Genomic DNA, 24470 nt, shown 5'->3' with positions numbered 1-24470 from the left:
GCTGGGGACGGTGGCGGGGGAGGGGGCACCGTGACCGAGACCGTGGGTATAACGGCACCGGTGGGTTCGACAGGTGCGCGGTCGACCACCACGATCGCGACCGCCACGATGCCGACGGCCGCCGCGGCCATCGCCGCCAGGCCCGCGGTCGTCGCCGCAAGATGACCAGGCCACACCGCCGTTCGCGCATCGGCCATAACCTGTGCATACGTCACGGCGTCGCGGTTGGCAAGCACGCTCACAGCGCCTTCTCAGCCGCGACCGCTTATCGTTCCCGATCCGGCTGCTGCCGGTCGCGGTCCTCGCCCGGAGGGAGTGTCGAATGAGCGCACAGTGGCATTGCCGGTGGCTTGGTGCCGCCGCCGTGGCAGCGGCAGCCGCTCTGGCTGCCTGCGGGTCGAACACCGCCGCACCGGCATCGAGTTCATCAGCGACACAAGCTGGTTCGCCTACGGCCGGAGCCTCGGCACGGGCACCGCTGACCATCGCCGACCCCTATCAGCCGCGCATCGATCCGGCCGCGTTCACCACCACGATCGACAATCCGTACTTTCCGCTGGTGCCGGGCACCCGCATCATTTACGAGGCCGACACCGCCGGCGGGCGCAGTCGCACCGTCACCGAGGTCACCCGGGATACCAAGACCGTGATGGGGGTGGCCACCGTCGTCGTGCACGACATCGTGACCCTCAACGGCAAGACCACCGAGGACACCCTCGACTGGTATGCCCAGGACCGCGACGGCAACGTCTGGTACTTCGGGGAGGACACCAAAGCCTTCGAGGACGGTCAGGCTGACCCAACCGGGTCCTTTGAGGCCGGGGTCGCCGGCGCCCTGCCGGGCATCGTCATGCCCGGTAACCCGCAGATCGGCGATGCCTACCGTCAGGAATACGCCAAGGGAATCGCCGAAGACACCGGCACCGTGCACAGCCTCACCGGCGCGGAAACCACCCCGCTCACCGGCCCCGCGAACGACCTGCTCGTCATCCAGGACGCTGACCAACTCGACCCCACCTCACCGGCCGAACACAAGTACTACGCCAGGGGTATTGGGCTTGTTCTCACCCAGAACATCACTGGGCCAGCTGAGCGGGAACAAGCCGTCACCATCGAAAAGTTCTGACCGGCGATTGAGGTCGGGGGCTCCGCGGGTCGCCGGCCTCCAGGTCGGACTCGAGACGAGCCGGTTACCGCAAACGAAACACGATCGCAGGCAGGTGCGGACGTTCGTTGAAGTACAAATCCGGTTACCCTGCAGGAGAATACGGCGCGAAGTCTCCGATGCGGAGACGGGTGCACGCCGGACAAGAATGCACGGCCACCTGAAACAAGCAGGGGAGCAGGCGGATTCGGCGCAGACCATAGTGTCGATGGCAAGAACCGTCAGCCCAGTCAGCCGTCTCCAGCAGAATGTCAATCACAGGTGTTCGAGCGCCAGGAACAAGCTGGCCTGACCCGAGAGCGTGTGCGGATTCGCCACTCACCATTGGGTGGGCATCGCGTGTTCTCGTCACCATCGTCGTCACCGAATTTCTCAGCGTCGTAACAGGTTGTCGCTCCTAGCCTCGGTCTTGCGCTGCCGGTACGGCGATCTGATCGGAGGAAGCTGATGAGGAAGCTAGTCGGTAAGGTCGCCACAGTCATCGGTGTGTCAGCGGTTCCTGTGGGACTCCTGGCGAGCGGCGTCGCCGCGGCGGACGATTACGCGGGCAAGACCTACGCCGACGCGCAGTCGGCGCTCTCGGCCGCGGGGATGAAGGGCGTCATCGCCACCCGTTCGGGCGACACCCAGCCTGACGACAAGTGCGTCGTGACGAGTTCGGAGAAGGCGCCGTGGATCAAAGGCGACAAGTTCGCCAAGGTCAGCGACACCGTGCTGCTCAACCTGAACTGCAGTGCCACAGTGGCTTCCGCCACCCAGGCCGGCAACTCGGCGGCCAGTCCTGAAGGCCGGGCCGCGATTGCCGCTGCCCAGCAGCAAGCCGCACAGGACCAGGCGCAGGCAGCCGCCGATCAGAACAACAAGAAGCACTGACGCAGAGCCCCGGTACGGCGGGGCCGCAGATGTGCCGCCACGCCGGATTCTTGCAATGAGCAACCTGGGCTGAGAGCGCGCTGAGCATGCGCTGGAATTATTGTGCGAGTGGCTCTTTCGTGGGGCACTGACATTCCGGAACCCTCGCCCGCGGGCTGTTACATCTCAGCGTCCGTTCAGGTGGCCGCTGCCACACTCTTCCCCGCCCGCCGCCTTCGCGGTGTGCTGTACCGATGAGAGAGCCAGGGAGACCATGACAGTCATTGTTCGGGCCGTGTTGACGCTGATCACTGCGCTGGCTGCGTTGTTCGTGGGCACCGGTACCGCGCACGCAGGTCTGGACAATGAGCTGAGCCTGGTCGACGGCCAGGATCGGACCCTGACGGTCCAGCAGTGGGACACATTCCTCAACGGCGTGTTTCCGCTGGACCGCAACCGCCTGACCCGTGAGTGGTTCCACTCCGGTCGCGCCAAGTACCACGTCGAAGGCCCCGGCGCCGCCGACTTCGCCGGCACCTTGGAACTCGGCTACCAGATCGGCTTCCCCTGGTCGCTCGGTGTGGGCATCAACTTCAGCTACACCACGCCGAACATCCTGCTGGATGACACCAACATCAACCCGCTCTCGGCCGGCTTCAACCCGCTGGGCAAGGTGATCACCCCGAACCTGTTCCCGGGTGTGTCGATCTCGGCTGACCTGGGTAACGGCCCCGGCATCCAGGAAGTCGCGACCTTCTCCGTCGACGTCAAGGGCCCGGCCGGCGGCGTGGCCGTCTCCAACGCGCACGGCACCGTGACCGGCGCGGCCGGCGGCGTGCTGCTGCGTCCGTTCGCCCGTCTGATCGCCTCCACCGGTGACAGCGTCACCACCTACGGCGAACCCTGGAACATGAACTAGCCGTTCCGGCAGGGCTATTGGACGATTCTGCTGATGGTGTGTCGCGCCCGTCGGGGTGAGCCCTTGCCTACGGTTTACGGCGTGTCATCAAAACTCAGTGTTCTCACAGCGCATCACTGCCACTCTGGCCGATAGAAGTTCTGAGCGCACGTGTGCCGCGCCCGCTGTACGGGAGCTGATGCCATGAAGGTCCTGATTGTCGAAGATGAGCCCCTGCTGGCCGGTTCATTGGCCAAGGGCCTGGGCGCCGAGGGTTTTGTAGTGACGCTCGCGGCGACTGGTCCCAGCGGGCTACGGCAGGCCACTGCCAACTCATTCGACGTGGTGATCCTCGACATCATGTTGCCGGGGCTCAGCGGCTACGAGGTGCTTCAGCAGCTGCGAGCGCATGGGGTGTGGGCACCGGTGCTGATGCTGACGGCCAAAGACGAGGACGATGCTCAGGTGAGGGCGTTCGATCTGGGCGCCGATGACTATCTGACCAAGCCGTTCTCGTTCACTGTTCTCGTGGCGCGGTTGCGGGCGTTGATCCGTCGGGGCGCCCCGCAGCGCCCGGTGATCATGGCTGCTGGCAGCCTGTCACTGGATCCGGCGCGCCGGGTGGTGCAGCGTGGTACGACCGAGATCGATCTGACTCCACGCGAATACGGCCTGCTGGAATTCCTGATGCGCCACAAGGACACCGCGCTCACCAAAGCCGAGATCCTGGAGAGTGTGTGGGGCGATCCCACTCCGTGCGGGGGTGACAACGTGGTGGAAATCTACATTGGATATCTGCGCCGCAAGATCGATACGCCGTTCGGCACCAACACTATTCAAACTCTCCGTGGGGTTGGCTACCGGCTTGATTCCCGTACGTTGGCCACCAGCGGCTGAGCCGTCGACACCGCTCCACGCGCGACGCTCAGCATCCTCACAGGTATTGGCTGCCAGCCTGGCGGTATTCCGACGGCTGCTCGACCGAGCAACCTGATGTGTAGTGAGAGGTGCGATGTGATGTCTGCCCGCCGAGAAGCGCTGACCCTGATGATCGGTGCCATGATGCTGGTGGCCGCCGCGGGGATGGTGAACGAGGCCCACGAACGAGCCCAGAACGCCCCGATGGTGACCGTCGGTGAGCATGCCGGCGGCGCTGCAGACCTGACCGCAGGCCAGTGAACCGCCACCCTGATGTGTGACAGGCTGCCCTGGTGCGAGTGCTTCTGGTAGAAGACGAACCGAACCTTACCGAGACGATCACTGCCGGCCTGCGCGCCGACGGATTCGTGGTGGCCGCGGCCGCCGACGGCGCCGAAGGGCTGTGGCAGGCCATCAACGAGCAGTTCGACGTGATCATCCTCGACATCATGCTGCCGGGTCTCAACGGTTATGAGGTGCTGCGCAAGATGCGGGCGGCCCAGGTCTGGACTCCGGTGCTGATGCTGACCGCGAAAGATGGCGACTACGACCAGAGCGACGCCTTCGACTTGGGTGCCGATGACTATCTCACCAAACCGTTCTCGTTCATCGTGCTCACCGCGCGGTTACGCGCCCTGATCCGCCGGGGTGCCCCGCAACGCCCCGCCGTGCTGACCGCCGGGGCGATATCGCTGGATCCGGCGCGGCGCGTCGTGCACCAGGGTGAGCAGCTGGTGTCTTTGACGCCGCGCGAGTTCGCGCTGCTGACCTATCTGCTGCGCAACAAGGACACTGTGGTAACCAAAAACGAGATCCTGCAGAATGTCTGGGACAACCACTACGACGGCCCCGACAACGTCGTCGAAGTGTATGTCGGCTACCTGCGTCGCAAGATCGGCGCGGACATGATCACCACGTTGCGCGGGGCGGGCTACCGGCTGGAAAGCGGCGAATTCGCCAGCGGCAGCTGAACACTGACCATCGTCCCGGACCCGCCCTCGCGCTCGCCGATGCGGACCGTCCCGCCGTGTGCGGTGACGATCTCGGCTACGATCGACAACCCCAAGCCGGTCCCGCCGGCCCGTCGTGACCGGTCGGCATCAAGTCGCACGAACCGCTCAAACACCTTCTCCCGCGCATTGATCGGGATACCGGGGCCGTCATCGCTCACCTGCAGCAGCGCGTGCTCGTCGTCGGCGTCCACGGTGATGGTGATTTCGCTCGCGGCATGGCGGGCGGCATTGTCGGCGAGGTTGCGCAACACCCGTACCAACCCGTCGGAATCAGCACTGACTTTCACCGCTGCCAGCCGTGGGGTGATCCGCAGCGGTGTTTCACGTTTCAGCCGGGAGACTTCCGCGGTGGCCAGGTCGTCGAGGTCGACTTCGGTGATGTGCAGCGGCAGCCCGCGTTCATCCGCGCGGGCCAGCAGCAGCAGGTTCTCCACCAACGACTGCATCCGACGGGCCTCGGGCAGCAACGCGGTGCTCAGCAGCGTTCGGTCAAGTACATCGGGATGGGTCACCCCGATCTCCAAGGCCGACACCACCGTTGCCAACGGGCTGCGCAACTCGTGGGAGGCGTCCCCGACGAACCGGCGCTGCGCAGCGTGTCCGGCCTCGATGCGGCCCAGCATCTCGTTCATCGTCACCGCCAACGCCGAGATCTCGTTGTGCTGGCCACTGACCGGGATCCGCTCGGCCAGATCCGAGGCACTGATCTCCGACACCCGCGACCGGATCGCCTCCACCGACCGCAAGGAGCGACGCACCAGTAGGTAGGTCACGATCGCCGCTACCATCGCCACGACCGGCGCGGTGATAGCCAGCATCTGCCCGACCGTGGACATCATCAACTCGATCGGCTCGATGCCGCCGCCGACCAGCACTGTGTAGACCTCGCCGTTGCGGGAAGCGACCGTGATCGTGGATACCCGCACATCGTCATCACCGGTCGCCAGCACACCGACCTGGGAAGCGCTGCCGCGCAAGGGAATCAAAGCCGCCTTGGGGGCACCATCGGAACGGAGCACCACCGCGCCGGCGGCGTCAGTGACCTGCACGGCCACGATCCGGTGATCAGTGCCCAGCAGCACCGACTCCACCTCATCCGGGGGCTCCTTGGCCAGTACGCCGGCGACCGCCTGCGCGCGGGCCACCGCTGCGTTGTCGACATCGGCGCACATCAGCCGGTACAGCAATACCGCCGAGGCCGATCCCACGATGAGCAGACCCGCCAGTACCACCACCGCCGACACCAATGCCGAGCGCACCGCGATCCCGCCCAACCAGACCCGCAGGCGGCCTGTCGCCGCAGACGTCGCGCGACCACTCACCCTCGGCCCCGCCTGCGCACCCTCAACCTACCGAGCGACTCACAGCACGCTGACATCCGACCATCATCCAACGGCGCGCGCCTGCGCGCCCAACCGAACCAGATCGATAGCTCGAGCGGAATTCGCTGTTACGCGCCCCCGATGAGTTTCGGCTTCGGGAATGGTCCGACCATGTGACGGCAGCCGACAGAGCTGCCGCGGAGCGCTGGAGCCTGCCGATGCACACCGTGATGTTCGTGAACCTGCCCGTCGCCGACATCGAGCGGTCGCGGAAGTTCTTCAGCGAGCTCGGGTACACGTTCAACGAGAAGTTCAGCGGCGAGAGCGCTGTCACGCTGGTGCTCGGCGATGATCGATTTGCGATGCTGCTGCAGCGCGACGCCTTCGACGCCCTGCACCCACTGGAGACCGCGGACACCTCGAAGGTCAAGGAGTGTGTCGTCTGCCTGGGTGTCGAGAGCCGTGAGGCCGTGGATGCGTTGGTGGACCGTGCCATTGCCGCCGGCGGCACCCCAGGGGACAGCGAAGATCTGGGTTTCATGTACGGCCGCAGCTACAGCGACCCCGACGGCCATGCGTGGCAGATCTTCTGGATGGACCCGGACGCCGCATAGGAGTAGGCGCTCGCCGCCCGCCCGTCAGGTATTGCGGCGGTACACCGTCGGGGTGACGCCGACCCGTTGCTTGAACATCGTGGTGAAGTGGCTGGGTGTGGCGAACCCGAGCGCAATGCTGACCTCGGTGACCGGCAGAGTCGTGGTGGCCAGCAGGGTCTTGGCGCGTTGGACGCGTTGGTCGAGCACGTATCGGTACGGCGTCACCCCGAACGTGCGGATGAAGGCGCGCCGGAAGCCATGAACGCTCATGCCGACAAGCTCTGCGAGACTGGGAATGTCGATGTCGGTGTCGAGGCTGTCGTGCAGGAATTCGATGAGCCGCCGTTGCTCGTCGGCGTCAAGAGCCCGCGCTCGTGATGGCGCGGACGGCAACTGCCCGTACTGATCGCGGATGTGCAGCGAAAGACCTTGAGCCAGAGTCTCCTTCAGCAATCGAGCCAGAACGTCTTCGCGCTGCGCGACGTGGGCGATCTTTTCGATCAGCTGATGTATGAAGGGGTCCTGCTCACCGGCCACCGGTCGTAAATCGGTGTGGCCAAGGGTGGTTGGCGAGAGTGTCAGTTGCGCGAACTCGCAGGCCACATCCCGTGCCTGGGCTGCTGACCGCTGACCGGCGGGAATGACCCACACGGTGCTCGGGTGCGGGGTGATGGGTTTGGCCGGACTGAGTTCGAAGTCGACCTCTTTGGACGACACTTCGCCGCGCCGCCAGACCAACACCATCGGTCGCGGCGCAGAAAACGACCAGTCGACGACTTTCTCGAACTGCTGAGTGACGAAGCCGATCGTCATCCCCGGGGCGCTGACATCCCGAAGTGGTTGGACGTCAAAGTTGTTGCCGACAAATTCGGCTCGGTTGCCGGTGTCCGACCGGTGCGTCACAGTGGCCCGTTGGACGGTTGCTGAGCAAACACTCCGATATATTAACGCCCAGGTCGACCGTCGTGGCTGGCCGCCCCGTGATAGGCACACCAAATTTGGCTCGGTCCAAGCGAATACATCGGCCGAAGGCGTCGGCGGAAAGTTGGGACCGGTAGCCGGGGCGACCGGTCAGCATGGGCTGACTCAAACGACAGGAGGCGGCGTGATCGAGAAGTACTCGGACATGGTGACCGGTCCGGTAGCCGGATATCTGGCCGCGCTGGCCCTGGCGGCTGTCTGCGGAGTGGTGTGGCGAATCCTCACGACGCCGCGCAGACCCGTGGTGACCGAGCCGGTCTGCCCGACAGAGCTGGCGTTTCTGCGCTCGTCGGTCGCCCCGGTGGTGACCGCGCTTGCGGGACTGCGCGCCGGCGGGCGGATCACCGAGCGGGGAGGGGTGGACCTTTCCGCGCCGCTCGGTCCAGAGACCGACCACTTCAGCGTGCAGGTGCTGCGCCGGGTGGCAGGCGATCCGAAGCACACGGTGCCGAGCCTGTTCGCGGCAGCCCGGGATGATCTCGCTGCCCTGGAGGATCGACTGAGTCGGCGCGGGCTGGTGCGCAGTCGCGCCGAGCGCCGGCGGATGCGCTGGGGCGCGGCTCCCTCGGTCGCGGTCTTGGCGATGGGTATCGGTGCGTGTGCGTACCTGGCGACGCGGCTGTCCGAATCGTCCGGTGCCGCAATACCGTTCGCGATGCTGCTGACCGCGACGGTGGTGTACTCGGCAGCGGTGCTGCCTTTCCTGCTCCGGGTGGATCGTCTCACCGGCGCGGGCCGTCGGCTGCTCGCCGTGCATCAGCAACGGCTCGCGTACCTGAAGCCGGCTCAGCGGCCGGCTTTCGGCACGTACGGTCCTGCCGCGGTGGCGTTGTCCGCGGCACTGTTCGGCACCGGCGCACTGTGGTTGCTCGACGCCGACTACTCGAGCGCCGTGCAACTGGCAGGCGACTCGTCTGCAGGCGGCGGCTCTGACGGCGGCGGCTGCGGCGCATCGTGCGGAGGCGACGGTGGCGGTGGCTGCGGGAGCGGATGCGGTGGCGGCTGCGGCGGAGGGTGCGGCGGATGAGCGTCGCGCGCCGCAGAGTGCCCGCGCTGGGCGATGTGGGGCTGGGGTGGCGGCGTGAGATCGCCGGCGTGATCGGCGATCTGCGCCCGGGCTTCTGCGAGGTGATCGCCGAGTCGGTGGCCGTTCGCCGCGGCAGAGCCCGTCCGCACCCGGCCCTGGCTCATCTGGTGTCCTCGGGCGTGGCGGTGGTGCCGCACGGCGTGGCGCTGTCCCTTGGTGGTGCAGAACCGGTGCAACGCAAACGAATTCGCCACCTGGCGGCCTGCGCCGAAGCGCTCGACGCCCCCGTGGTCAGCGAACACATCGCGTTCGTACGAGCCGGTGGAATCGAGGCGGGCCACCTGCTGCCGGTGCCCCGCACCCGGGAGGCGCTGGCTGCGTTGACCGCGAACATCGAGCGCACCAGGCAGGAGCTGCCCGTGCCGTTGGCGGTGGAGAACATCGCGGCCTTCGTGGAGTGGCCCGAATCGGAGTTCACCGAATCGGAGTTCCTCACCGAGCTGGTGGAACGTACCGGTGTGCTGCTGGTGATGGACGTGGCGAATGTGTATGCCAACGCCCGCAACCGGGGACGCGACCCGCAGCGCGAACTCGCGCGGCTGCCGGTCGAGCAGGTGGCCTACAGCCACGTCGCGGGTGGGCACGACGACGGCGACTTCTACCACGACACCCACACCGCCCGGACTCCGCAGGAGGTTCTGGACTTGGTCGCGGCGCTGCGGCGGCGGGTGGACACCCCGTTCATGCTGGAGCGTGACGGCCGGTATCCGCCTGCCGCCGAGCTGTTCGAGGAGCTCGACGCGATCGCCGCAGCGTCTGGGGCCGCACCGATCACCGCAGTAGCACGTGAGGTGTGGGTATGACCGGCCCCGGCAGTTTGGCGCAGCGGCAGGAAGCGCTGGTGCGGGCCCTGGTGGCCGGTGGCCCGGTGCCGTCGGGATTCGATCCGCAGGCGGTGGCCGCGGCAGGCGAGGTGTGCCGTCACAAACGCGATGCGCACGCGGGTTCGGTCAGACCCCGACCCGCGTGGTGGTCTCGTCTTGCGAGACTGCGTCGCCGCTGACCGGGTGCGGCGGTCAGACGTCGTGGCTGCTGGTCGGGCCTGAGCGGGGCCCGTAGCGCTCCTCGTAAGCCCGGTGGATGTGGGCGTTCTTCTTCCGGGAGAGCTCGTCGACGAGGCCCGGGTTGAGGCCGTGTTTGGCGAGCATGTGGCGCCGCCAGACCTTGTTCAGGGCGTGGGAGAAGTACACGAACGGAATGAAGATCGGCACCGTCATGCTCGCGTGCAGGTACAGCGACATCGGGATGAACCAGATGGGCGCCAGGACCAGGACCGCGGGGATCGCCACCCGGATCATCATTCGGGCGGTCGCCCCGGGCCCTGCCAAGTCGTTGGCGACCCAGTCGCGCATCGAATCAGGTAGTCGTCTGCCGTAGCAGTACGCGACATACTGAAGTGGACCCGGTTTCGTACGCGGGGTCTGGCCGGTGGGCATTAGTGAAGGGTATCGCTCGGTATGATGGATTGCGAATTTTCTCAATTCATCAATAACGGAGGGTAGCGGTGGTGGACAGTATCCTTGACGGTCCCGACCGGCCGCTGTACGAGATCAAGGCCAATCTCTTCAAGGCCCTGGCGCACCCGGCGCGGATCCGCGTTCTGGAGATCCTGTCCACGAGCGAGGGCCCCACCCCGGTCAGCGAAATACTGGCTGCCACCGATCTCGAACCGACGCTGCTCTCCCAGCATCTGTCGGTCCTCAAGCGGCACCACGTCGTCAGTGGCCACCGCGCCGGCAACGCGGTGTACTACACGCTCGCGCACCCCAAGATCGCCGAACTGTTGCTCATCGCCCGGATGTTTCTCGCTGATACCCTTGCCGCCCAACGTGATCGCCTCGACGCCATCGAGTCGCTACCACCTATCGGTACGCCACGCTAAGAGCCGGGCCCTTCATCCCGATACGGGAACGCCACAAACTCAACGACAGAGGAACCCGACATGAGCCACGCCGATCCGTCCCGGAAGCCGGATGAGGACGCCACCGCGGTGCACCACGCTCTTTCCGAGCCGGCCGCAGATCCCAACCCGCGCAGGGCGCCGACGGCGAAGGGCGCATTCCTCGGCTCGGGTGTTCTCGCTGTCACCCGCGGGCCGATCGTCGGCGCTCAGTTCATCCTGACCCAGCCGGTCACCGCTGCCGGCCGCCATCCCAACAGTGACGTCTTTCTCGACGACATCACGGTCAGCCGCCACCATGCCGAATTCCGTTGGCTCGACGACGAATACTGGATCGTCGACACCGGGAGCCTCAACGGCACCTTCGTCAATCGGGTTCAGGTGCAGTCTCTACCGCTGTCGAGTGGCGACCAGATCCAGATCGGCAAGTTCCGCCTCACCTTCACCTACAACCTACTGCCCTGACGCGGCCGCCACGGCCTTGCGCAGCGCCTGCACGCCCGTGATGATCTGGGATTCGGGCAGATTGGCGTAACCCAGGATGAGCCCGGGCGGAGCTGTCGCAGGATCGGCATAGCACGGTGCCAGCGGCTCGACGCGGATCCGCATCTCGGCGGCCTGATCGAGCAATGCGTCGATCGGGAAACGCGCGGGGAACCGCACGGTCAGATGTACCCCGGCGGCCGCGCCGAGCACGGTGGCCTGCGGCAGATACTCGGCCAGCGCACGCATCATGGTGTTGCGCCGCGCCAGGTAGCGGCGACGCATCTGGCGCAGATGTCGATCGTAGTCACCGGCCGCCAGGAATCTGGCGAACGCGATCTGGTCCATCACCGAACTACCGGTGTCCGCAAGGCTTTTCGCCGTACGGATCGGCGCGACGAGGGATTCGGGTAGCACCATCCAGCCGATTCGCAGGCCCGGTGCCAGGGTTTTGCTCGTCGATCCGAGGTACACCACGCGGTCGGGCGCAACGCCTTGGAACGCGCCGACCGGGGCACGGTCGTAACGGTACTCGGCGTCGTAGTCGTCTTCGATGACCAGGCCTCCACCGCGCACCCACTCCAGCAGTGCGGTGCGCCGTGCGGCGGACAGCACGACGCCCGTCGGGGACTGATGGGCGGGCGTGGTCAGCACGGTGTCGGCCCGGCTGTCGGCCAGGGCGTCGATATCGAGACCCTGCTCGTCGATGCGGATCGGTGTCGGGTCGAATCCGTTGCGCTGGAGCACCATTAGGTGCAACCAGAAGCCGGGGTCCTCCATGGCCACCGCGCCGTCGAGGCATTGGGCCAGCAGGGCGATGGCCTGGGTCGCGCCGGAGCACAGCACGATTCGGCGGGGATCGGCAACGACGCCGCGGGTACGCCGCAGGTAGTCGGCAACGGCGGTACGTGTCGCAGGCAGCCCGTGCGGATGTACGTAGCCGAATGCGCTCGACTCGATGCCTGCCAGCCCTTGCCGCAGTGCCCGCAGCCAGGCCTGGCGCGGGAAACTCGCGAGATCTGGTGCGCCAGGCGCGAAGTCGATGTCGTAGCGGTGCTTCGACTCGGCCACCGTATCGGGTGCCCCGGACACGGAGGTCACGTCGGCGACGCGGGTACCCGCGCCCTGGGTGCTGTGCAGGAACCCTTCCGCGGTGAGTTGGCCGTAGGCGTCGACCACCAACCGCCGGGACACGCCCAGATCGATGGCCAGTACCCGGGTGGAGGGCATCCGGGAGCCCGGGGCCAGGCGTCCCGTGCGGATGGCGGCGCGCAATCCGTCCGCGAGTTGCCGGTGCAGCGGATCACGGCTGGAGCGGTCGAGGACGACAAGCAGTTCGGGCCCGGAATTGGTACCCGAAATTGTCATGGAAGTGGAGCCTACTCTGAGACCACTGCGGGGTTAGCGTATTGGACATGGCGACTACAGCGGCTCGCACCCATTCGCGTCGCGCCGAGGTGGTGCTGGCGGTTTTCGGGACCTATTCGGTACTGCTCGGCCTGTTCATGCTGGTGGCGCCGGGCGCGTTCTTCGACACCTTGGGAGCCTTCGGGATCCGCAACGACCACTACATATTCGACAACGCCTCGTTCGAGCTGCCGCTCGGCCTCCTCATGCTCGGCGCCCTGCGCTGGCCGCGGTGGCGGGTGCCGACGTTGGCCTTCGCGACCGCGCACTGGGCACTTCATGCGCTGAGCCATCTGCTCGACCCTCACCATGCGGCCGGTAACTGGGTCGGCTGGTTGGAGGCGGCGGGTTTGGTGTTCACCACCGTGTTGTTGGCAATGGCGTTGCGCGCCAGTATGTCCGATGAAGGGAGGCAGTGAGATGCGGGTCCTGGTGGCCGGCGCGACCAGTGTTCCGGGGATTCCACTGCTGCGTGAACTCGGCGAGCGAGGCCACGAGGTGATCGGCGTGACCCGTTCGCCGGCCAAAGCGGGCGAGATCTCGGCGCACGGAGCCAAACCGGTGGTCGCCGATGTTCTCGACGCGGCCCAGATCAGCTCGGTGGTCAAGGAATTCACGCCCGACGCGGTGGTGAGCCTGCTGACCACGCTGCCCAAGCTCGGCCCGATCCGGATCAAGGATTTCGAGCCGGCCAAGCAGTTGTGGAGCCGCGGCGCCGGCAATCTGCTCGCCGCTGCCCAGCACGCCGGGGTGCCGCGGGTGGTCGCCGAATCGGTGATCTTCGCGTACGGCTACGGCGCGGCCGGCCCCGCACTGATGGATGAAACCGACCCGTACCCGGGGCCGCCACCCCGCGGGGGAGAAGCGATGCTCGCAGCGTTACGCGGCATGGAGAGTGCCGTCCTGGGATCGGGCGAGCACAGCGACACCGAGGGAATCGTGTTGCGCTACGGCGTTTTCTACGGGCCCGGCGTCACTCACGACGATCTGTTCCGCAAGCTGGCCCGCTGGTGGGCACTGCCCGCGATGACCGGAACCGGGATCTTGTCGTGGGTGCACATCGACGACGTCGCGAGGGTCACCGCCCTCGCGCTGGAGCATGGGCGCGGCGGCGAGCTCTACAACGTCGTCGATGACCGGCCGCAGTCGTTCGGCGACTACGTGCGTGAGCTCAACGCGCGGTTGCACCGGCCGCGGCCCTGGCCGATATCGCATCGGCTGGTCGGGCTGCTCGCGCCGTACCCGGCGGAGGCGTTCGGTACCACGTGGCTGCCGCTGTCCAACGCGAAAGCCAAGGCCGACCTGGGGTGGACGCCTATTCGCCGGTGAACTGCGGCGGGCGCTTCTGGAACATCGCGGTGACCGCCTCGGCCAGGTCCTTCGACGGCAGGAACGCGGAGTTCCACGCCGCCACGTAGCGCAGGCTCTCCGACACCCGGGCGATGCGCTGCTGATCGAGCACGTCCTTGACGCCGGCGACGGTCAGCGGCGGATTGGCCGCGATCTCGGCGGCGGTGGCGTGCGCGGCGGCCAGCGACGCGTCGGCGTCGGCGTACACGTCGTTGACCAGGCCGATCTTCTCGGCGCGGGCCGCATCGATGTCCTTACCGGTCAACACCAGTTCCCGAAGGTGCCCGTCGGACAGGATGAGCGGAAGGCGGGCCAGGCTGCCCACGTCCGCGACGATGGCCAGCTTGGTCTCACGGACCGAGAACTTCGCGTCGGCGCTGGCGTAGCGGATGTCCGCCGCGCTGATCAGGTCGACACCACCCCCGATGCACCAGCCGTGGATCGAGGCGACGGTAGGGGTCCGGCTGTCCGCGACCGCGGTGATCGCGGCCTGCATGCCCTGCAGCTTCTTGTGGAAGTCGGCACGGGCCTTGGCGCCCGCGTCGAGACCCGGCAGGGTGGCTCCCATGGCAGGCAGGTCCAGCCCGTAGCTGAAGTTCTTGCCGGAGCCCGTGAGCACGATGGCGCGGACTTCCGGGTCGGCGTCGAGCGTGCCGAACACCTCCGGCAACTCCGCCCAGAACGCCGGTCCCATCGCGTTGCCCTTACCGGGCCCCAGCAGGGTGACCTGGGCGACGTGGTCCTTGACGTCGACGGAAACGGACTCGTAGGTGTCAGCCATGCAGGCGACACTACCCAACCGGTCGGTCGGGTCGTGCATTCAGTCGTTGCCGCACTGATGACACCAGCAGCTCGAGACCGAACTCGAACTCGGCGTCGTGATCGCACGCGGCCAGCTCGTCGGCCGACTCGGCGACGGCAGGCAGCTCGGCGGACAGCAGGTCGACGTGCGGACCTGCGATCACCGTCGCTGCTGATCCGTTGGCCGTGACGCCGCTTTCGCGCAGCAATGAACCGACCAGAAAGGCGATGTGTGCCCGCATGACGTGCACGGTCTGAGAGCGCTCCAACCCGGCCCGGCGCAGCGCGCGCAGCGCCAGGTCGACGATGGGCAACAGCGCAGGCCGGTCGGGGCGGCGCACCAGCAGCAGCGGCGCGCTGCTCGGATACCGCATGGCCGCGGTGCGGAATGCGTACGACGTCGCGCGGACGGCGTCGGGCCAGTCCATGGAGTCGACATCGGGGATCACCACCGAGCTCAGCACGTGGTCGGCCATCGCGTCCAGCACATCGGCCTTGTCCGACACATGGTGGTACAGCGACGTCGTCTTGACTCCGACCGCGACGGCGATCCGGTGCAGCGACAGGTTCTCCAGCCCCTCGCTCTCGGCGAGATCGAGTGCGGCCGTGATGATTTCGTCGCGGCTGAGCGGACCACGGAGAGTGGTTCGAGCAGCCATGGCGGCTCCGTCCTGAAGATTGCGGCCGGCGGTGCGCAACGCCCATCGTAAGGTGACGCGCAAAACGCGGCGTCGGTGGCGGCGCGGCAGGGGACACTACGGGTATGGACGAACTCGAATCTGCCGAAGCCACGCTGGGGGTGTTGGACGGGGTGCTGCAGGGCCTCACCGACGAGGATCTGGGGCGGCAGACGCCGTGCCGTGAATTCGATGTCGCCGGGTTGACCGATCACCTGCTGAACTCCATCACCGTGATCGGCGGCGCTGCGGGTGCCGACATCCCAGCCCGCGACCCGAACGCGCCGCTGCGCGATCAGGTCCTCGCGGCCGCGCGTCCCGCGGTGTCAGCCTGGCAACGGCGCGGGGTCGACGGCACCGTCCCGTTCGGTGACGGCGAAGCTCCGGCGGCGATGATGGCTCGCATCCTCTCGCTGGAATTCCTGGTCCACGCGTGGGATTACGCCGAGGCTGTGGGGAAGCCTGTCGAGGTCCCCGACGCGCGGTCCGAATCCGTCCTGGATTGGGCGCAGGGCATCATCACGCCCGACGGGCGGGTACGCGCAGGCTTCGACGATCCGGTCGAGGTGCCCGCGGACGCGTCGGCGCTGGATCGGCTGCTGGCGTTCACCGGACGCCGGCCGACCGGCTAAACGCGTTCCAGGAAGAAGTAGAGATAGCGGGCCGTCCCGCCGCTCAGGTCCAGGGCGCCCTTGCCGTTCATGATCCCCATCACGGTCTTGTCGTCGACAACCTTGAAGTGATCGTGCACGGGCTTGCCGTCGTAGACCATGGTGGCCGTCACCTCGCCGCGGAACTCCTCCAGCCACAGGCTGGCCTCACCGTTCATGGCTTCGGTGTTGGAGAACTTGTTGCCGTCGGCGTCCAGGCACACCAGCGGTTTGGCATCCGACGCCGAGTTGAACGTCTTGCCGAACCAGTTGAGGCGCTTCATGAATCCGTTGGCCTTGTGCCCGGTCTGGAATTCGCCGCCCTTCCACTCGCCCAGCATGAAATCGATGCTCGCAGGCGTCAGCACAGCCCAGAGCGCGTCGAGTTCGGCGTCGGGAATCTGCCCTTCGCGGTTCTTGAACGCGTCGAACGTGTTGCGGGCGTCGGTCATCGTTGTCCTATCCAGCGCGTGGCGAATTCCAGGAACGCATCGTTCTCGTGCGGGGCGCCGATGGTGACGCGCACGCCGTCCTCACCGTACGGGCGGACGACGAGCCGGTTGTCGGCGGCTTGGGCGACGAAGTCACCCGTGCGCTCGGCCAGCGGTAGCCACACGAAGTTGGCCTGCGAGGGCGGCAGCGTGAATCCGGCGTCCCGCAGCGCGGTGCTCACCCGCGCGCGTTCGGCGACGACGCTGTCGGTGCGGGCCAGCAGTTCCTCTGCGGCGTCCAGACAGGCGACCGCGGCGGCCTGCGACAGGCTGGTGGCGCTGAACGGCACGTAGACCTTGCCCAGGGCCGTCACGACATCCGGGTCGGCGATGGCGTAACCGACCCGCAGCCCGGCCAGCCCGTAGGCCTTCGAGAAGGTGCGGAGCACAACGACGTTGGGGTGGGTTCGGACCAGTCCGAAGCTGTCGGGCGCCAATCCGTCGCGGATGTACTCGATGTACGCCTCGTCGAGCACGATCAGGATGTGCGACGGGACCGCGGCGACGAACCGGGCCAGGGCCTCGGGTTCGACGACCGTGCTGGTCGGGTTGTTCGGGTTGCACACGAAGATCAGCCGGGTCCGGTCGGTGATCGCGGCCAGCATGGCGTCCAGGTCGTGGGTGTGGTCGCGCAGCGCCACCTGTACCGGGGTGGCGCCCACCGTGCGCACCTGCAGCGGATAGACCTCGAAACTGCGCCAGGCGAACAGCACCTCGTCACCGACAGTGGAGGTGATCTGGATCAACTGCTGGCACAGGCTCACCGAGCCGCAGCCCACGGAGATGTGCTCGGGGGTGAAGTCGGTGTGCTTGGCCAGGGCCTCGCGAAGATCGCGGTAGCCGTTGTCGGGGTAGCGGTTGAGGTTGTCCATCGCCTCGGTGATCGCTGCCCGCACGCTCGGCAGCGGGCCGTGCACGGTTTCGTTGCTGGCGATCTTGATGGCGCCGGGAACCGTCTTGCCGGGTGTGTAGGCGGGAATCTGGTCCAACACGGGGCGCAAACGGGCGGTCACCTGACCAGCATAGGGCCGCCGAAAAGCCGCTTTGCTTCTAGCGCCCGGGCATGTGTAGGCTGTGCCCTCGGCGGTTCCGGGGACAGTCTGAAAGCCAGATCGGGTCCGGTACCCTCAAGAAGTTCAGGAGGCGTGCCAGAGCGGCCGAATGGGACTCACTGCTAATGAGTTGTCCCCTTTACGGGGGACCGGAGGTTCAAATCCTCTCGCCTCCGCCACGGCTGGAACGTCAGCCGTACAACTGAATACGTGCACGCGCCCGTAGCTCAACGGATAGAGCATCTGACTACGGATCAGAAGGTTAGGGGTTCGAATCCCTTCGGGCGCACAGCAGACATCCGCTCACCCGACAAAAGGGGTGAGCGGATGTTTTTGTTCACGGCGCAGGCGGTTCCGGCCCGGGCGGCGGGGGAGCTGGGGCGGGCAGGGTTATCGGCGGCAGCCCTGGGATCTGGATCACGTTGGGCGGTGGCACATCGCCGGGCGGAGGTGGAGGCGCCTGCGGCGGCGGAACATAGACCGGCGGCGGTGGCACATAGCCCGTGCTGGTGTTGATCGTGATGATCGAGCCGGGAATGGTCTTGCCGCTGGGGGTCGTGCCGACCACCGAACCCCTCGTGGCTTCGCTGTTCACCTGGACAGGTTGGTCGGCGACTCGGAAGCCCGCGTCTTGCAGGTGCTTGCGTGCCTCATCGAGTTTCATGCCGGTCACAGTGGGCACCTGGCCGCCGGGGCCACCGTCGACATAGCGCGGATCGACAGGGGGCAGCGCCACCGGACCGAAATCGTTGGCGATCGGGCCCATTGCCGCGTACCACGTCAGAGCGGGCTCAGTGCCGCCGTACAGGTCGCCGTCGCCGCATTTGCGCAAGGGGTAGGAGCACAGACCTGACGGGTTGGCGGAGTCGTCGAAAATGTAGTTCGCCCCGGCATACCGATTGGTGAAGCCGAGGAACGCCGATGACCGGTGGGCTTCGGTGGTGCCGGTCTTCGCGGACATCGGCAGGGTCCAGTTGACCGAACTCGCTGCGCCGGCCGCGGTGCCGTTCACGGCGTCCTTGCTGAGCGCGTTGGCCAATGTGTTGGCCAGGCCCTCGGGGACCACCTGTTCGCAGGGGGCCGTCTTGACGGTCACTTCACGGCCATTGCGGTCGAAAATCCTGTCGATGGGGCTCGGTGGACACCACGTGCCGCCCGACGCCAGTGTCGCCCCCACGTTGGCCAGCTCGAGCGCGTTGAGCTCGAGCGGACCGAGCGTGAAGGATCCGACGTTCTGCCGTTTGACGTAATCGGCGATGCTGTCGTTCGGGTCGGAGCTGTATGCGCCCGCGCTGCCCGGCTCGGCGTAGGTTCGCATGCCAAGACGGACCGCCATGTCCACCGCGTGCGGCACCCCGATCTGCGAGATGAGTTTGGCGAACGCGGTATTGGGTGACTGGGCCAGTGCGTCGGTGACGCTCAGCGGGCTGCGGTAGGGCCTGACGTTGGTCACACACCAGGTTTCCTTGGGGCACCCGGGCGCGTCGCTGTTGCCCAGTCCCTTGCCCACGAACCTCGGGGGGACGTCGAGTTGGGTGTTGATCCCCATGCCCATCTCGAGGGCGGCGGCGGTGGTGAAGATCTTGAAGATCGACCCGGCGCCGTCACCGACAAGGGAGAACGGCTGCGGCCGCACTGTCTGATTGGCGTTGAGATCGAGGCCGTATGCGCGGCTGTCGGCCATTGCGACGATTCGGTGCGCGTCCTTGCCCGGGATGATGACGCTCATCACGCTCGCGACGCCGTCGGTGTCCGGGCTGGCCCGCTTGTCGATCGCCGATTTGACGCTGTCTTGCACCTTGGCGTCCAGCGTGGTGCGGATCAGATAACCGTTGCGCGCAATGTCTTCCACGGTCAGACCCGCGCGCGCCAGGTACTGCAGGACATATTCACAGAAGAAGGCGCGGTCGCCGGCGGCGATGCATCCCTGCGGCAGTGGGTCTGCCTGCGGCAGCACGCCCAACGGCGTGGCCTTGGCGGCTCGGAGTTCATCGGCCCGGTCCGGCAGATAGTCGATCAAGGTGTCGAGCACGGTGTTCCGCCGCGCAAGGGCGCCGTCCGGGTTGCTGTACGGGTTGAGGGTGCTGGTGGACCGCACCAGGCCGGCCAGCAGCGCGGCCTGCGGCCAATTGAGCTGTGCGGCGTCGACACCGAAGTAGGTGCGCGCCGCGTCCTGGACGCCGAAGGAGCCGTTGCCGAACGACACCAGGTTCAGGTAGCGCGTGAGGATCTGCTCCTTGGACAGTGCCTTGTCCAAGGCCAGCGCTATCCGCATCTCGCGCAGCTTGCGCGCGGGGGTGACCTCGACGGCGGCCCGACGCTGGGCGTCTGTCTTCGCCGTGACGAGAAGGTTGTAGTTCTTGACGTACTGCTGCTCGATGGTCGACCCGCCGCGCACCTCATCGGCGCTCCGCAGATAACCGAACAGCCCGTTGAGAGTGCCCTGGATGTCCACCCCGTTGTGTTCGGTGAAGCGTTTGTCCTCGACCGAGACGATTGCCAGCTTCATGGTGTTGGCGATCTGATCGCTGCGCACCACCCACCGGCGCTGGTTGTACAGCCACGCGATCGGCGTTCCGGCGGCGTCGACCATGGTGGTGACGATCGGCGCCTCACCGTCGAGTACTTCGGAGGAGTCCTGTGCCACCGCGTCGGAAAGCCGTCCCGCGAACATGCCTGCGCTGCCGAAAGCCGGGAACAGCAACGCCGCCACGAGCACACCGGCCAGCATGCAGAACCAGGCCAGCCGGGCAACCAAAGCCCACTTTCGCGGGCCCGGGTCGGACATAGATACAGCGTATGGTCATGCGCCCCGGAATTTGACGAAACGTGCTGTCCCAACCGCCTTCCGGGCGGTCAGGTGCTCAGGTCGGTGTGGGCCTCGACAAGTTGCGACCGCATCGAGCGCAGCACCGGCAGCAGGAAGGTGCGGGCGTAGTTCTCCGGGCCGTCGGGGGCGTCGATGTTCACCGCGCCGCCCGGTATGAGGATCAGCGAGTGGATGGCGCGCGACAGGTACTCGGCGAAGGGCGCCCGCGCCGCCTGGGGGAGGTCCTCGTGGTCGAAGGTCGAGTCGACGAAGCCGCGGGCCAGGTTCAGCGCCATGCTGTCCTCCGCGATGAGATAGGGCAGCAGCACCTCGGGGTTGACGCGTAACACCGTGGTGAGCGCGGGGTGGTGCCGCAGTAGTCGGTAGGCCTGGGCGAACCCGTGGACCAGCCGGTCCTCGGAGTCCTCGTACTGGTCGACGACCTCTTGTATGCCCGCGAAGTAGCGGGCCAGCTCGCTCTGCACCAACGCGCTGATCAGCGCGTCGCGGCCTTTGAAATAGAGGTAGAGCGTGGCCCGGCCGATCTTGGCCTGGCGGGCGATCTCCTCCATCGAGAACTTGCGCAAGCCGGTGATCGCGGCCAGTTGCAGGGCCCCCGCCAGGATCCGTTCGCGGGTGTCGGCCGAGTAGGCGCTGGTCGCGGGCCGTCGCTTCACGAGTTGATTCTATGCATAGACAGAAAGACAAGAACTGTCTAATCTTCCAAAACATGACAGTGTTGTCCAAGATGTCCGACGTACCGGGCTACGAAGCCCAGCGGCAGGAGATGGCCGACCGGCTGATCGGCGGCTCGATGCGACGGTCCTATAACTCGGAAATCGATATCGACTGGGATGCTCCGCAGGATCCGGACCTCTTCTATCTGCCGCCCGAAGGGGTGTCGCTCTACGGCACGCCGATCTGGGAACAGATGAGCCACCGCGAGCGCGTCGAACTGTCCCGCCAAGAGGCGGCCAACCTGCTCAGCCGCGGGGTGTGGTTCGAGAACACCCTCAACCAGGGCCTGCTGCGGGCGATGCTGTATCAGGACCCGACGTCGCGCAATGTGCACTACGCCCTGACCGAGATCGGTGACGAGACCCGCCACATGATCATGTTCGGCCGCACCATCAGCGCCATCGGCGCTCGGCCGTACCGGTTGTCGAAGCTCCAGGCCTTCAGCGTGCAGCGGCTGCCGTCGCTCTACAAGGGCCTGCTGCTGTGGGGCGCCGCCCTGTGCGGTGAGGAACTGCTCGACGATCTGCAGCGCCGCTTCGCCCACCACCCGCAGTTGCAGCCCATCATGGCGCAGGTGTTCCGCATCCACATCGCCGAGGAAGCGCGGCACATCCGCTATGCGCGCGAGGGCGTTCTGCGGCGGCTGCAGCACTCGAAGTGGTGGGAGCGCCGACTTGCCAAGGACCTCAACGGAATCGCTGCCTTCGTCATCCGCCGCCTGATGTACGACAAAGAGGTCTACCGGCGTTGCGGTCTGGACGTCAAGGAAGCGATGCGCCAGTCCCGGGCCAACCAGCAGGTCGGTGCGATCCGGCAGGAGTCCTTCCGCAGCCTGTACCAGTTCATGGAGGACAACGGGCTGATGAGCTGGATCTCCCGCCGCTTCTGGCGCTACTACGGATTCCTGGAGTGAGCCGGCCGGTCGACGTCGCCGTGGTGGGTTCGGCGACATCGGATTTGGTTCGCTCGCTGCGAGCAGACGTCGTGCTCGCATCCGCCGACCCGGCGGTGTTCGACGGTGCGTCCGATCGTTGGGTGATCGGTGACGTGGCCGCCCGGGTGTTGATCGACACGACACCGCAAACCGGCACTCGCACAGGCTTGTTGGACGACGACACTGCGCGTACCCGGTTCGGTGCACACCCGTACCTCGGGATGGCGCGGCACGGTTTTCCCAACCACTTCACGGTCACCGACGAGGATGCCGCACGCTATGTGTCCGCGTGCCTGACCGCGCTGTGGGCGCGCGGGTGCACCCGCATCGAGGTCAAGCCACACGTGCAGGGGCAGTACAGCCGCCAGGTCGACGCCGGTATTGCCCGCTCGCGCCGGAAGGCGCGTCGGACACCGGATCTCGCGGAGTATGAGTTCACTAGCGCGCGCGATCGCGACGAAGATGACGAGGACTACCGCGGGCCCGCCGTGCTGATCGCCGCCGACGGTACCGAGGTGGCCGTGCAGGTCCACTTGCTGGCGCTGTATCAGCCCGTCGACAACATGGTGCGCTGGTCGGGACGGATCCAACCGTCCCCGGGTCTCGCCCGCCTGCACCGCGACGTCAATCAACCGGTGCAGATCCGCATCGACGGTCGGCCGCCGGTGCCCGCCATCCTGGTCGACCACGACCCGTGGGGCGGTTCGCACATTGTGGGCGAAGGACATTCGCCGTACCCGCTGCCCCTGCTGGCCGAACTGGCCCTGCTCGACGGATAGGACTTTCGTGACATACGTCGTCACCCAGAACTGTTGCAGTGACGCGTCGTGCGTCGTGGTGTGTCCGGTGGGCTGTATCCATCCCACCCCGGACGAACTAGGATTCGCCACGGCCGAGATGCTCTACATCGACCCGGACACCTGCATCGACTGTGGTGCCTGCGCCGACGCATGCCCGGTGGACGCGATCCGGCCCGACGCCGCATTGACGGCCGACGACCAGTGGTATGCCGGCGCGAATGCCGAGTACTACCAAAGCAATCCACCCAGCCCCGAGTGGTACCGGCGGCAGCCGCCGCAGATCGCGCGGGTGAGTGCCGACGGGCTGCGGGTCGCGATCGTGGGATCCGGCGCTGCCGGGTTCTACGCCGCGACAGCGTTGCTGCGTCACCCCGGCGTGCGGGTCGACATGTACGAGAAGCTCTCGGCGCCGCACGGGCTGATCCGCTACGGCGTGGCGCCCGACCACCCCGCCACCAAGGGGGTCGCGGGCCAGTTCCGTTGGCCTGCCGGGCAACAGAAGCGGTTTGCGCTACACCTGGGAGTCGAAGTGGGCGGGGCGGGCATCAGCCACGACACGTTGCTGGACGACCACCACGCCGTCATCTACGCCACCGGATCTGCAGGCGAACGCCGGCTCGACATCCCGGGTGAGGAGTTGCCCGGCGTGATCGGGGCGCTGCAGTTCGTGGGTTGGTACAACGGCCATCCCGACCACGCCCGGCTGGCTCCCGACCTCACGGGCCGGCGTGCCGTGGTCATCGGCAACGGCAACGTCGCACTCGATCTGGCCCGGATCCTGACGGCCGATCCGGACGCGCTGGCGGGCACCGACATCGCGAAACCCGCGCTGATGGCACTGCGGTGCAGTGCCATCGAGGAGGTCGTCGTTCTCGGGCGCCGCGGGGCAGCACAGGCCGCCTTCACTACGCCGGAACTGTATGCGCTGAGCCGGGTTCCCGGGCTCGGTGTGGTCGTCGACCCCGAGGACGTGGTGTCCGGTGACGGGCCCAAGCTCGCGCTGTTGCGGGAGCTGGCGGAGCGTCCGAGGGAGACGGGCGGCAAGCGGATCGTCCTGCGGTTCAACGCGGCACCGGAGGAGATCATCGGCGACGGCGCGGCGGCAGGTGTCCGGTTGAGCACCGGCGAAGTGGTCGAAGCCGGGTTGGTACTGCGGTCGATCGGATTCGGTGGCGCCACGTTCGACACCGTCGCAGGGCGGGTGTCGCCCGGGGTGTACGCGACCGGGTGGGCGCGGCGCGGCCCGACCGGGGGCATCGGCACCAACCGCACCTGTGCGGAGGAAACGGTAGCCACTCTGCTGGCCGATTACGCAGCGGGCGCTCTCAACGCGCCACGACGTCCGGAGCCGGCGGGTCGGCGGCTGCGGTTGTGGCCGGTCGGGTCCCACGGCATGAAAAAGGTCGACGCGTCACGCTCCAGCTAGGGGAGGAGCGGACGCGCCGACCTAGGCCAGGGTAAACCTGAATTCAGTTCATGTTCCAGGGTTCGCCGTAGGTGGTGACGCTGTCACCGGTGGAGGCGATCAGACGGGCGAACGGACGCA

The 24470-nt window shown here is 66.8% G+C and carries 28 protein-coding genes, 2 tRNA genes and 2 pseudogenes; 20 read left to right on the top strand and 12 right to left on the bottom strand.

Features of this window, described 5'->3' with window-relative positions; all coding sequences use genetic code 11:
* Positions 1-242: pseudogene (locus tag BST13_RS37235) on the bottom strand (hypothetical protein); the annotation flags it as partial.
* A gap of 80 nt (positions 243-322) precedes the next feature.
* Here BST13_RS37235 and BST13_RS37230 point away from each other — a divergent pair.
* The 6 genes from BST13_RS37230 to BST13_RS37210 all read left to right on the top strand — a co-directional run bounded on the left by BST13_RS37230 (position 323) and on the right by BST13_RS37210 (position 4804).
* Complete coding sequence (locus BST13_RS37230) at positions 323-1126, top strand: hypothetical protein (protein WP_142282944.1); 804 nt, start codon at positions 323-325, stop codon at positions 1124-1126.
* 486 nt (positions 1127-1612) lie between these two features.
* A complete protein-coding gene (locus BST13_RS37225; RefSeq protein ID WP_083171081.1) occupies positions 1613-2038 on the top strand; it encodes a PASTA domain-containing protein in 426 nt (141 codons plus the stop codon).
* A gap of 253 nt (positions 2039-2291) precedes the next feature.
* Complete coding sequence (gene mspA, locus BST13_RS37220) at positions 2292-2936, top strand: porin MspA (protein ID WP_083171079.1); 645 nt, start codon at positions 2292-2294, stop codon at positions 2934-2936.
* 183 nt (positions 2937-3119) lie between these two features.
* Positions 3120-3812: a response regulator transcription factor gene (locus BST13_RS37215; protein ID WP_083171077.1), complete on the top strand. Its 693-nt coding sequence runs from the start codon at positions 3120-3122 to the stop codon at positions 3810-3812.
* Between the two features lie 120 nt (positions 3813-3932).
* Positions 3933-4094: a hypothetical protein gene (locus tag BST13_RS39405; RefSeq protein WP_170064380.1), complete on the top strand. Its 162-nt coding sequence runs from the start codon at positions 3933-3935 to the stop codon at positions 4092-4094.
* A gap of 32 nt (positions 4095-4126) precedes the next feature.
* Entirely contained in the window at positions 4127-4804 is a 678-nt protein-coding gene (locus BST13_RS37210; RefSeq protein ID WP_083171075.1) for a response regulator transcription factor, read from the top strand.
* Here BST13_RS37210 and BST13_RS37205 read toward each other — a convergent pair.
* Positions 4765-6168 carry a sensor histidine kinase gene (locus BST13_RS37205; RefSeq protein WP_245839961.1) on the bottom strand — a complete coding sequence of 468 codons (1404 nt, stop codon included), beginning with the start codon at positions 6166-6168 and terminating at the stop codon, positions 4765-4767. The two genes, BST13_RS37210 and BST13_RS37205, sit on opposite strands and share 40 nt — an antisense overlap.
* Positions 6169-6341: 173 nt before the next feature.
* Between BST13_RS37205 and BST13_RS37200 the strand changes: the two genes are divergently transcribed.
* Positions 6342-6782 carry a VOC family protein gene (locus tag BST13_RS37200; RefSeq protein WP_342744345.1) on the top strand — a complete coding sequence of 147 codons (441 nt, stop codon included), beginning with the start codon at positions 6342-6344 and terminating at the stop codon, positions 6780-6782.
* A gap of 24 nt (positions 6783-6806) precedes the next feature.
* Here the strand turns inward: BST13_RS37200 and BST13_RS37195 are convergent, their stop codons facing one another.
* Positions 6807-7667 carry a helix-turn-helix domain-containing protein gene (locus tag BST13_RS37195; protein WP_245839959.1) on the bottom strand — a complete coding sequence of 287 codons (861 nt, stop codon included), beginning with the start codon at positions 7665-7667 and terminating at the stop codon, positions 6807-6809.
* A gap of 202 nt (positions 7668-7869) precedes the next feature.
* Here BST13_RS37195 and BST13_RS37190 point away from each other — a divergent pair, with 202 nt between their 5' ends.
* From BST13_RS37190 to BST13_RS37180, 3 genes are read left to right on the top strand one after another with little or no spacing between them, the layout of a single operon-like run.
* Positions 7870-8772, top strand: a complete 903-nt coding sequence (locus BST13_RS37190; protein ID WP_083171069.1) for a TIGR04222 domain-containing membrane protein — start codon at positions 7870-7872, stop codon at positions 8770-8772.
* On the top strand, positions 8769-9635 hold the full coding sequence (locus tag BST13_RS37185; protein ID WP_083171067.1) for an MbnB/TglH/ChrH family RiPP precursor modification enzyme: 867 nt from the start codon (positions 8769-8771) through the stop codon (positions 9633-9635). The genes BST13_RS37190 and BST13_RS37185 overlap by 4 nt, the downstream gene beginning before the upstream one ends.
* Positions 9632-9835: an SCO6045 C-terminal-like domain-containing protein gene (locus tag BST13_RS37180; RefSeq protein ID WP_083171065.1), complete on the top strand. Its 204-nt coding sequence runs from the start codon at positions 9632-9634 to the stop codon at positions 9833-9835. The genes BST13_RS37185 and BST13_RS37180 overlap by 4 nt, the downstream gene beginning before the upstream one ends.
* 13 nt (positions 9836-9848) lie before the next feature.
* On the opposite strand, the gene BST13_RS37175 is transcribed toward BST13_RS37180, so the two are convergent.
* Positions 9849-10268, bottom strand: a complete 420-nt coding sequence (locus BST13_RS37175) for a DUF5313 domain-containing protein (RefSeq protein ID WP_083171063.1) — start codon at positions 10266-10268, stop codon at positions 9849-9851.
* Positions 10269-10336: 68 nt separating this feature from the next.
* Between BST13_RS37175 and BST13_RS37170 the strand changes: the two genes are divergently transcribed.
* Complete coding sequence (locus tag BST13_RS37170) at positions 10337-10714, top strand: ArsR/SmtB family transcription factor (RefSeq protein ID WP_425437106.1); 378 nt, start codon at positions 10337-10339, stop codon at positions 10712-10714.
* Between the two features lie 60 nt (positions 10715-10774).
* Positions 10775-11197 carry an FHA domain-containing protein gene (locus tag BST13_RS37165; RefSeq protein ID WP_083171062.1) on the top strand — a complete coding sequence of 141 codons (423 nt, stop codon included), beginning with the start codon at positions 10775-10777 and terminating at the stop codon, positions 11195-11197.
* On the opposite strand, the gene pdxR is transcribed toward BST13_RS37165, so the two are convergent.
* Positions 11186-12583: a MocR-like pyridoxine biosynthesis transcription factor PdxR gene (gene pdxR / locus BST13_RS37160; RefSeq protein ID WP_083171060.1), complete on the bottom strand. Its 1398-nt coding sequence runs from the start codon at positions 12581-12583 to the stop codon at positions 11186-11188. The genes BST13_RS37165 and pdxR overlap by 12 nt on opposite strands.
* A gap of 47 nt (positions 12584-12630) precedes the next feature.
* Here pdxR and BST13_RS37155 point away from each other — a divergent pair, with 47 nt between their 5' ends.
* Together BST13_RS37155 and BST13_RS37150 are read left to right on the top strand one after the other, a co-directional pair.
* Complete coding sequence (locus BST13_RS37155) at positions 12631-13041, top strand: hypothetical protein (RefSeq protein ID WP_083171058.1); 411 nt, start codon at positions 12631-12633, stop codon at positions 13039-13041.
* On the top strand, positions 13025-13951 hold the full coding sequence (locus BST13_RS37150; RefSeq protein ID WP_245839957.1) for an NAD-dependent epimerase/dehydratase family protein: 927 nt from the start codon (positions 13025-13027) through the stop codon (positions 13949-13951). Before BST13_RS37155 ends, BST13_RS37150 begins: the two co-directional genes overlap by 17 nt.
* On the opposite strand, the gene BST13_RS37145 is transcribed toward BST13_RS37150, so the two are convergent.
* Both BST13_RS37145 and BST13_RS37140 read right to left on the bottom strand, forming a co-directional pair.
* Positions 13938-14753 (bottom strand): crotonase/enoyl-CoA hydratase family protein, encoded by an 816-nt coding sequence (locus tag BST13_RS37145; RefSeq protein WP_083171085.1) that lies wholly within the window; start codon positions 14751-14753, stop codon positions 13938-13940. The two genes, BST13_RS37150 and BST13_RS37145, sit on opposite strands and share 14 nt — an antisense overlap.
* 10 nt (positions 14754-14763) lie before the next feature.
* Complete coding sequence (locus BST13_RS37140; RefSeq protein WP_142282943.1) at positions 14764-15432, bottom strand: TetR/AcrR family transcriptional regulator C-terminal domain-containing protein; 669 nt, start codon at positions 15430-15432, stop codon at positions 14764-14766.
* Positions 15433-15536: 104 nt separating this feature from the next.
* Here BST13_RS37140 and BST13_RS37135 point away from each other — a divergent pair, with 104 nt between their 5' ends.
* Entirely contained in the window at positions 15537-16082 is a 546-nt protein-coding gene (locus BST13_RS37135; RefSeq protein WP_083171053.1) for a TIGR03086 family metal-binding protein, read from the top strand.
* Here BST13_RS37135 and BST13_RS37130 read toward each other — a convergent pair.
* Positions 16079-16552, bottom strand: coding sequence for a DUF4334 domain-containing protein (locus BST13_RS37130; RefSeq protein WP_083171052.1), 474 nt, complete (start codon positions 16550-16552; stop codon positions 16079-16081). The two genes, BST13_RS37135 and BST13_RS37130, sit on opposite strands and share 4 nt — an antisense overlap.
* A complete protein-coding gene (gene hisC / locus BST13_RS37125; RefSeq protein WP_083171050.1) occupies positions 16549-17604 on the bottom strand; it encodes a histidinol-phosphate transaminase in 1056 nt (351 codons plus the stop codon). Before hisC ends, BST13_RS37130 begins: the two co-directional genes overlap by 4 nt.
* Positions 17605-17730: 126 nt before the next feature.
* On the opposite strand from hisC, the gene BST13_RS37120 reads away from it, so the two are divergent.
* Together BST13_RS37120 and BST13_RS37115 are read left to right on the top strand one after the other, a co-directional pair.
* Positions 17731-17822 (top strand) — tRNA-Ser (locus tag BST13_RS37120).
* A gap of 37 nt (positions 17823-17859) precedes the next feature.
* Positions 17860-17932 (top strand) — tRNA-Arg (locus BST13_RS37115).
* 48 nt (positions 17933-17980) lie between these two features.
* Here BST13_RS37115 and ponA2 read toward each other — a convergent pair.
* Together ponA2 and BST13_RS37105 are read right to left on the bottom strand one after the other, a co-directional pair.
* Positions 17981-20431, bottom strand: coding sequence for a transglycosylase/D,D-transpeptidase PonA2 (gene ponA2 / locus BST13_RS37110; protein ID WP_083171048.1), 2451 nt, complete (start codon positions 20429-20431; stop codon positions 17981-17983).
* A 68-nt stretch (positions 20432-20499) separates the two neighbouring features.
* Positions 20500-21129: a TetR/AcrR family transcriptional regulator gene (locus BST13_RS37105; RefSeq protein WP_083171046.1), complete on the bottom strand. Its 630-nt coding sequence runs from the start codon at positions 21127-21129 to the stop codon at positions 20500-20502.
* A gap of 53 nt (positions 21130-21182) precedes the next feature.
* Here BST13_RS37105 and BST13_RS37100 point away from each other — a divergent pair, with 53 nt between their 5' ends.
* From BST13_RS37100 to BST13_RS37090, 3 genes are read left to right on the top strand one after another with little or no spacing between them, the layout of a single operon-like run.
* Complete coding sequence (locus BST13_RS37100) at positions 21183-22103, top strand: AurF N-oxygenase family protein (RefSeq protein ID WP_083171044.1); 921 nt, start codon at positions 21183-21185, stop codon at positions 22101-22103.
* Positions 22100-22903, top strand: coding sequence for a DUF4873 domain-containing protein (locus tag BST13_RS37095; RefSeq protein WP_083171043.1), 804 nt, complete (start codon positions 22100-22102; stop codon positions 22901-22903). The genes BST13_RS37100 and BST13_RS37095 overlap by 4 nt, the downstream gene beginning before the upstream one ends.
* A 7-nt stretch (positions 22904-22910) precedes the next feature.
* Positions 22911-24350: an FAD-dependent oxidoreductase gene (locus tag BST13_RS37090; RefSeq protein WP_083171042.1), complete on the top strand. Its 1440-nt coding sequence runs from the start codon at positions 22911-22913 to the stop codon at positions 24348-24350.
* Between the two features lie 43 nt (positions 24351-24393).
* Here the strand turns inward: BST13_RS37090 and BST13_RS38915 are convergent.
* Positions 24394-24470 (bottom strand): annotated as a pseudogene (locus BST13_RS38915) (MspA family porin); the annotation flags it as partial.

Source organism: Mycobacterium aquaticum, from assembly GCF_002086485.1.
In the GTDB taxonomy this organism is placed as follows: Bacteria; Actinomycetota; Actinomycetes; order Mycobacteriales; family Mycobacteriaceae; genus Mycobacterium; species Mycobacterium aquaticum.
Note: the sequence above shows the minus strand (reverse complement) of the source record. Positions and strands in the feature narration are given on the sequence as shown.